This is a genomic window from Ciceribacter ferrooxidans (genome assembly GCF_004137355.1).
Classification (GTDB): Bacteria; Pseudomonadota; Alphaproteobacteria; order Rhizobiales; family Rhizobiaceae; genus Allorhizobium; species Allorhizobium ferrooxidans.
This window is the reverse complement of sequence record NZ_SDVB01000238.1, coordinates 898,147-905,764: the sequence shown is the minus strand read 5'-3', so window position 1 is coordinate 905,764 and position 7,618 is coordinate 898,147. Positions and strand designations below refer to the sequence as shown.

General features: G+C 66.9%; 8 protein-coding genes and 1 pseudogene. 3 read left to right on the top strand and 6 right to left on the bottom strand.

The genetic code is table 11. The features are described 5' to 3' along the window. Window positions 1-389: 389 nt before the first annotated feature. A complete protein-coding gene (locus tag EUU22_RS15345; protein WP_129332822.1) occupies window positions 390-893 on the top strand; it encodes a hypothetical protein in 504 nt (167 codons plus the stop codon). Between the two features lie 143 nt (window positions 894-1,036). Here EUU22_RS15345 and EUU22_RS15340 read toward each other — a convergent pair. Next, a pseudogene (locus EUU22_RS15340) lies at window positions 1,037-1,648 on the bottom strand (J domain-containing protein); the annotation flags it as partial. Window positions 1,649-2,109: 461 nt separating this feature from the next. On the opposite strand from EUU22_RS15340, the gene EUU22_RS15335 reads away from it, so the two are divergent. Then, window positions 2,110-2,322 carry a cold-shock protein gene (locus EUU22_RS15335; RefSeq protein WP_114361730.1) on the top strand — a complete coding sequence of 71 codons (213 nt, stop codon included), beginning with the start codon at window positions 2,110-2,112 and terminating at the stop codon, window positions 2,320-2,322. 105 nt (window positions 2,323-2,427) lie between these two features. Here the strand turns inward: EUU22_RS15335 and dusA are convergent, their stop codons facing one another. From dusA to EUU22_RS15315, 4 genes are all read right to left on the bottom strand, one after another. Beyond that, entirely contained in the window at window positions 2,428-3,444 is a 1,017-nt protein-coding gene (gene dusA / locus EUU22_RS15330; RefSeq protein ID WP_280956495.1) for a tRNA dihydrouridine(20/20a) synthase DusA, read from the bottom strand. A gap of 153 nt (window positions 3,445-3,597) precedes the next feature. Beyond that, window positions 3,598-4,377 (bottom strand): SDR family oxidoreductase, encoded by a 780-nt coding sequence (locus EUU22_RS15325; protein WP_129332819.1) that lies wholly within the window; start codon window positions 4,375-4,377, stop codon window positions 3,598-3,600. Between the two features lie 83 nt (window positions 4,378-4,460). Then, window positions 4,461-5,651 carry an aminotransferase class V-fold PLP-dependent enzyme gene (locus tag EUU22_RS15320; RefSeq protein ID WP_129332818.1) on the bottom strand — a complete coding sequence of 397 codons (1,191 nt, stop codon included), beginning with the start codon at window positions 5,649-5,651 and terminating at the stop codon, window positions 4,461-4,463. Further along, a complete protein-coding gene (locus EUU22_RS15315) occupies window positions 5,648-6,121 on the bottom strand; it encodes a RidA family protein (RefSeq protein ID WP_129332817.1) in 474 nt (157 codons plus the stop codon). Before EUU22_RS15315 ends, EUU22_RS15320 begins: the two co-directional genes overlap by 4 nt. Window positions 6,122-6,233: 112 nt before the next feature. On the opposite strand from EUU22_RS15315, the gene gcvA reads away from it, so the two are divergent. After that, window positions 6,234-7,148, top strand: coding sequence for a transcriptional regulator GcvA (gcvA, locus tag EUU22_RS15310; protein ID WP_129332816.1), 915 nt, complete (start codon window positions 6,234-6,236; stop codon window positions 7,146-7,148). 6 nt (window positions 7,149-7,154) lie between these two features. Here the strand turns inward: gcvA and EUU22_RS15305 are convergent, their stop codons facing one another. Then, on the bottom strand, window positions 7,155-7,550 hold the full coding sequence (locus tag EUU22_RS15305; protein ID WP_129332815.1) for a (R)-mandelonitrile lyase: 396 nt from the start codon (window positions 7,548-7,550) through the stop codon (window positions 7,155-7,157). Window positions 7,551-7,618 lie beyond the last annotated feature (68 nt).

The window sequence follows — 7,618 nt, the reverse complement described above, 5'->3', positions numbered from 1 at the left end:
CCGGCGAGGGTCAGGCCGGACGGTACCATCCGGCGGGATCTTCCCGGGCCACCGGCCAGGCGTCAGCGAAGGTCCGTCACCGGACGGATGAGCGCTCGATGCCGATCCGCGCCGGCCGATGTCGAGACTTCAGAGTTTCGGCAAAGGCGCCGCCATGCCAGAGAGACGCATGCAGCGGGAAAGAACGCCGAACGGGGCGCCGCAAGGAGCCACATACTTGATACTCTGACAGGCCCCCTGCGGCGCCGCGTCCGAGACTGAAATGACCCGACCCGGAGGGAGCGATCCCGACCGGCGGCGGAGCTTTGACATTTTTCCCGCGCGCCTCCCGCCGGACGGGGGACGGCCCGGAAAGCCGATAGAGAGAGCCGGCGAAGAGAGGAGACGCCATGACCGACCGCGACACCCCTGCCCCGAAAAATCCCGGCAGCGACGGCTCCGACCCGGAGGACCGGACGGACGGACCGTTGCCGCTGCCCGAGCCGCCGATGGAACTGCTGCTGCGCACCGCCGTCGCGATAATGGGTTTCACGAAGACCTGCCGGACCCGCCGCTGCCGCCGTCAGGGCCGCTGCACGGGGCCGCTCGCGCCGCCGCCATGGCCGCGCTGCACCGGCCACATCACCGAGGAGACCCGCGCCTGGGTGCCCGATGATTTCGCGGCAAAATTCGCCCGGCTCGGCCGTGCGCCCGATCCCTGGCCGGAACCCGAGAACGGACACGAGGCGGAGATCGACGAGCGCCGCCGCGCCATCTCTCTGCTCGAGACGGCCTTCGGCTTCGATCATCCCCTCTACGGCGCACGGATCCTCGGCTGGATCGCCGGCGATCCCGAGCAGCGCCGATACCGTCCGTGGCTCTTCAAGGCCCCACCGCAGGACGGCGCGGGCTGACCGCCATGGCGCAGGGTTCGACGCGGATGGACCTATTCGGCGGCGCGCGGCGCCTCGGCCGGTTCGGCCATGCCCGCCGTTTCGAGGATCTCCGCCGGCGCGGCGGCCGCGATGTCGTCGGCCGTTTCCATCTCGACCTCGATCTCTGCGGCCTCGGCATCCGCAGCCATCGGCGGGCGCGGCGCGGCGGGCGTGACCGGTTCCAGCTCGTAGGCATAGCCCTCGATCATCGCATAGGCCTGCTCGATCGCCTCGATCTGCCGCTCGGCGGTGCGGATCGCCTCGGCGATCGACTGGCTGCGGGCGCGCAGCATCGAGCCGAGCACGTCGGCGCCGGGGCGGCGGGCGAGCCGGTCCATGTGCTGGCGCACCCGGTTGCGGTGGCGTTCGAGTTCGAGGATGTGGAAGCGGTTCTTCAGGATGTCGTCGGTGAGCTTGCGGCGGAGTGCGGCGACCGGATCGAAGCTGCCGGGCTCCCGCTCGTCGAGGATGATGTCGTTGACCAGCGTCTCGAGCACCATCAGGCCCTTGAGGTCGAGCGCGTCGGCCATTTGCGGGTCGTAGCCGGTGTCGTCATAGACCTTGCGGCGCACCGGGTCGCGCAGGAGGTCGTAAGCCGCGGTCACCGTCTCGAAGGCGGAAATGTCGCCGCCGCCGTCCGGATGGGCGGTCTTGGCGAGCCGGCGGTAGGCGCGTTTGACGGCGGCCGCGTCGGCGTCGCGGTCCAGTCCGAGCGTCGCGTAAGGGTCGATCAAAGGCGGCACCTGTCTTCGTGGCAAAATGGGTCTGTCGTGCCCGCTTTCCTAACCCCGGATTGGGGCGGCATCAAGCACGCCGGCAGATTCGTAGAAGCCGCACCGGTGCCACTCTGGTGCCCAACGGCATCAGGTGGGCAGAAAAAAGTAACCACCTCCCCCAAAATCCCAAGGGATTCAGGGGCTTGCAAATCAGCTTATGCCGTTTTAGGTTTTTCTCACTTGCCTTTGCCGGCGTCCTCTGTAGGGTGCGCCGCTCGGGCTACATATCCCGGAGACTGAACCGTTCGTTTTTGGACCGCCTGCGTGGTTGCTTCCTTGGGGGCCTTCTCCCGCCGAAAGACGTTCATTCCCGATATCGCGCCTTCCGACGGGTCCTCACCTTCCCGGGAGGACCGAAATGCCCCGGTTCCGGTGACGGAGACGGGAAACACCATCTGACAAGGGAAAAGGAATATCCCATGGCCACCAAGGGCACCGTAAAATTCTTCAATCAGGACAAGGGTTTCGGCTTCATCACGCCGGACGGCGGCAGCAAGGACGTGTTCGTCCACATCACCGCGCTGCACGCTTCGGGCATGCAGGGCCTGCAGGACGGCCAGCAGGTGACCTTCGACACGGAGCCCGACCGCATGGGCAAGGGCCCGAAGGCGGTCAACATCCAGCTCGCCTGATCCGTTACGGCGAACCGCTTTTTGCATGATGTCCGGCCCTGGTGGCCGGCGGACACGGCGCTCCATCCGGGGCGCCGTTTTCCGTTTCGGGAGAAGGATTCGCCGTCAGCCGGCCGCGCGCCTCGGCCCGGCTTCGGTGTCGACCGCGGCGAAGGCGGCGGCGATCACCTCCGGCCCCGCCCCCGGCCGCGCCCCGTCGGTGGAGAGAATCTGCCGGTAGCGCCTGGCCCCGGCAAAGCCCTGGAACAGCCCGACCATGTGGCGGGTGACGTGGATCAGCCGCCCGCCCGAGGCGATGTGGCGCGCGGCGTGCGCCATCATCGCGTCGCGCACCGCATCCCAGTCCGGCCGCCGTTCTTCCTCGCCGTAGATCGCCGCATCGACCTCGGTCAGCAGCGTCGCATTGTTGTAGGCGGCGCGCCCGAGCATCACCCCGTCCATCACCCCGAGATGAGCAAGGGCCGCCTCGATCGTCTGGATGCCACCGTTGATGCCGAGGAAGAGCTCCGGGTTCTCCCGCTTGAGCCGGTGCACCAGCTCATAATCGAGCGGCGGCACGTCGCGGTTCTCCTTCGGCGAGAGCCCCTGCAGCCACGCCTTGCGGGCGTGGATCCAGATGGCATCCGCCCCGGCCGCCGCCATCCGCGCGACGAAATCCGGCAGCACGGCGTGCGGGTTCTGGTCGTCGACGCCGATCCGGCACTTGACGGTCACCGGCACGGGAGACGCCGCCTTCATTGCCGCGACGCAGCGCTCCACCGTCTCCGGCGTGCGCATCAGGCAGGCGCCGAAGGTGCCGGACTGCACCCGGTCGGAGGGGCAGCCGACATTGAGGTTGATCTCGTCATAGCCGTAATCGGCGGCGATCTTCACCGCCTCGGCGAGCTTGCCCGGGTCCGAGCCGCCGAGCTGCAGCGCGAGCGGATGTTCGACGGGCGCGTAGCCGAGCAGCCGGTCGCGGTCGCCGTGGATCACCGCATCGGCGACGATCATCTCGGTATAGAGCAGCGCGCGGCGGGTGAGCTGCCGGTGGAAGACGCGACAATGGGTATCCGTCCAGTCGATCATCGGCGCGACGGCAAAGACGGGAGCCTTGAAATACCGCGTTCCTTCTTTCTTCACAGGCTCCTGCAACGCTCTCTTTCCCGTCTTGTTCAAACCCGTTCCGGACCGAGATCCGCCCGTTCGCCCCACTGGATCGGTCCCGTGGGCCTATGTAATGCCGGCGGACCAACTATGCGAGAACAAACTTCACGGGCCGCCAAAGAGGGGCGATCAGAACGTGGCGTTGAACGCGCCGCCGTCGAGCAGCAGGTTCTGGCCGACGATGTAGCCGGCATACTGGCTGCAGAGGAATGCTGCAGCGGCGCCGAACTCGTCCGGCGTGCCGACGCGGCCTGTGGGGTTCTGCGCATATTCCTCGGCGCGCGCCTCGTCGATCGATATGCCCCGCCTTTCGGCGGACCTCTCCAGAAGCTTCTCCATGCGCTCCGTCCGGTGCGATCCGGGCAGCAGATTGTTGATCGTGACGCCGTGGCGGGCGACCTGCCTTGCAGTCCCGGCGACGAAACCGGTGAGGCCGGTGCGGGACCCGTTGGAAAGGCAGAGCTCCGGGATCGGTGACCGGACGGAGGCCGAGGTGATGTTGACGATCCGTCCCCATTTCCGCTCGACCATGCCTGGGAGCACGGCTTGCATGAGCAGAATGGGCGCGAGCATGTTCGCCCCGACCGCTCCGAGCCAATCGTCTTCGGTGACCGTCGACCAGTCACCTGGCGGCGGACCGCCGGCATTGGTGATGAGAATATCGGGCTGCGGCTCGGCGCGAAGAAGGGCATTGCGGCCTTCTTCCGTCGTCACGTCGGCAGCAACGGTCTCCACATGCGTCCCGTAGGTGTCGCCGATCGCCTCGGCCGTCGTGCGCAACTGCCCCGGCTCGCGGGCATTCAGCGTCAGGATCACCCCGGCCTCGGCGAGCTTTTCCGCGACCGCCCGGCCCAACCCCTTCGAACCGGCGCAGACCAGCGCCCGTTTGCCTTTGATGCCCAAGTCCATGGTTCACTCCTGTCATGGTGTTGAAAGTCTCTGCAGGCCGGACAAAGCCGGCCCGGTCGGGGCGTTTATGGAAGGCGGCGCCGTCACGCCCCGCGCGCCATGTCTGCAACCGCGTCCGAAAGGAGCGCGATCTCCGGCATGGTGTTGAGATAACTGACGGAGGCACGCGCAATCTGGTCCAGTCCGCGCGCCGTCATGTCGAGGGGCGTGTACGGGACGCCGTTCGCACCAATCGCAATCCCTCTTTCGGCGAGCCGCGCACGGACCTCCGTCGGCGCCATCCCCTCGACGGTGAAGGAAACGATCCCCGAGCGCTGCGATCCGAGATCCCGCACGGTGACGTTCCGGACACTGCGAAGATTGTTGCGGAGTGTATCCGCCAGCGAAGCGATCCCGTCGCGGATGGCCTCCACGCCGAGCGACCTTGCCCGGCGGATGGCGTCACCGAGGCCGAGCAGCAGGGCCGGAGAATTTTCGGCGGCCTCGAAGCGGCGCGCGTCGTTGCGGACATCAACCTTGCCGTCGGCGATCGGACCGGACCCGACATCCAGATAGGGTGGCGTGAGCTGTGACAGGATCCCTCGCCTGACATAGAGCAGCGCCGTACCGCGCGGACCCCGGAGGAATTTCCGCCCGGCCGCCTTCAGGACGTCGCAGCCGAGTGCCGCAACATCGATCGGAACCTGGCCGAGCGCCTGGCCGGCATCGATGAAATAGGGAACGCCCGCCGCTCTGGCGACTCGCCCGACGGCCGCGGCATCGTTGATGAGCCCGCCGTTTGCCGGAAGCCATGTCAGCGACACCAGACGTACCCGTTCGTCCATCATCGATGCGAGCGCGGCGGCGTCGACACTGCCGTCCTCACAAACGGGGATAACCTCGATGCGCGCACCGGCACGTTCCGCAGCGGCCTGCATGGTCGCGAGGTTCCCGCCCCATTCCTGCCGCCCGACGAGAATGCGGTCCCCGGCGGCAAGCGGCGGCAGCGACGCGAACGCCATGCCCCAGGCGGCCGATCCGCTCCCCGTAAACGCGATCTCGCCCGGATCGGCGCCGATCAGGGACGCGGCATCGACGCGCACCGCATCGAGACGTTCGCTCGCCCTCGCTGCAGTTTCCATCGGGCCGTCGGTGGCTTCCTCGCGCAGATAGTCCCAGATCGTTTCGAGGGTAGACCGGGACGGCAACGAAGCGCCGGAGTGATTGAAATGCACACCCGCTTTGCAGCCCGGCGTTTCCGAGCGGAGCTCTTCGACGTCCAGCACGTCACTCATGCTTCGGGCTCCAGCTCCACCAGCGCCTCGATCTCGACGGTGGCGCCGGCCGGCAGCGCCGCGACGCCGACCGCCGCGCGGGCGTGTCGTCCTGCATCGCCGAAGACGCCGACGATCAAATCCGAAGCTCCGTTGGCGACTTCCGACTGCTTCTCGAAATCCGGGGACGAGGCGATGTAGACACCGAGGCGCACGACGCGCCGGACCGACGCCAGTGCGCCGCCGGTCGCGGCGGCGATCTGGGAGAGGACGCTGATCGCGGCGCACTCGGCGGCGACGCGGCCCTCCTCGCTCGAAACGCCGGCGCCGACCGTCCCTGTCAGGACAGCACCGTTCCTGGTACTGATCTGCCCCGACACGACGAGAAGATCGCCGGTTCGGACGGTGGAGACGTAGTTCGCCGCCGGGGCCGAGGCGACCGGCAAACGATGACCGAGCGCGGAAAGTCTGGATGCAATGGTTTCTGACATGGCTATCTCCCTGAGAATTGCCCGGAAGATGCACCGCGACGCCGATTGCTTCCAATTCAAACTTTGTTATCGTGCGATCGATTGAACTAATGTCATAACTCAAGGAATCTTCATGCGCGCATCGGTCGTCTTGCCGCCATTGCAGGCTTTGCGGGCCTTCGAAGCCGTCGGCCGTCTGCTGAGCTTCCGGCGTGCGGGCGAGGAACTCCTCATCACCCAGAGCGCGGTCAGCCACCACATAAGGCAGCTCGAGGACATGCTCGGCGTGCGCCTCTTTGTCCGCAAGGCCAAGAGCATAGAGCTGACGCCCGAAGGTGCCGCTTATCTGGACAGAACGACTGAGGCCTTTACGATCATCGCCAGTGCGACGGCAGATGCGCGCCGGCAGGCCGGACGACAGACGGTGCGGGTCAGCGTCCTGCCCTCCTTCGCCGCCAACTGGCTGGTTTCGCGCCTTCCGGATTTCATGTCGCGGCATCCCGAGATCGACGTCGACCTCGAGCCGACCTTGCGCCTGACGAACTTCGTATCGGACGACGTGGACCTCGCCATCCGCTTCGGCGCCGGTCCCTGGGTGGACGTCAGGACGGAGTGGCTGATGAACGAAGAACTGAGCCCGGTCGTCAGCCCGTCACTCTTCGGAGATGGCTCCGGCTTCATCGAGCCTGCGGACCTGCTGTCGCAGACGCTGCTCGATTCGATGAACCCGCTCGGATGGGAGCTATGGTTCGGCGAGGTCGGCGTCGACTTTCGCCGGGCCCGCATCCTGCAGCTCACCGACTACAACATCGCCCTGCAGGCGGCTCTGAACGGCCAGGGAGTCGCGATCGGCCGTCTGCTCCTGATAGGCGACCATCTGGCGAGCGGCCGACTGGTGCAGCCCTTCGCCACGACCGTTCGCTCGGAGAAGACGGCCTATTGGCTCGTCATGCCCGAGCACCGGCGGCTCAGCCCCGCCGCCGAATCGTTCCGCGTCTGGCTCAAGGAGCAGGCCGCGTCGGTAAAAACCGGCCAACCTGACCGGTGACGGCCTTCAGGCGCCGTATTCTCCGTCGGTGACGTGCTCCAGCCAATCCACGGCCTTGCCTCCGAGGGTCTCCTGGATGGCGATATGCGTCATCGCCGTGGTCGGCCCTGCACCGTGCCAGTGCTTCTCTCCCGGTTCGAACCATACGACGTCGCCCGGCCGGATCTCTTCGACCGGCCCGCCGAAGCGCTGGGCCCGGCCCAATCCGGAGGTCACGACGATCACCTGCCCCAGGGGATGCGTATGCCAGGCGGTTCGCGCACCGGGCTCGAAGGTGACCGTGTTACCGGCGGCCCTCGCGGGATCCTTCGCCGCAAAGAGAGGGTCGATTCTCACGGTTCCGGTAAACCATTCGGACGGGCCTCTGGCGGACGGCCTGCTGCCTGCTCTGTGAATTTCCACGTTTGTCGCTCCCGGTTCGATTGTCAGGATGCCTTCAGGGACGCCAGGTTCTCACAGACGCTGCGTCA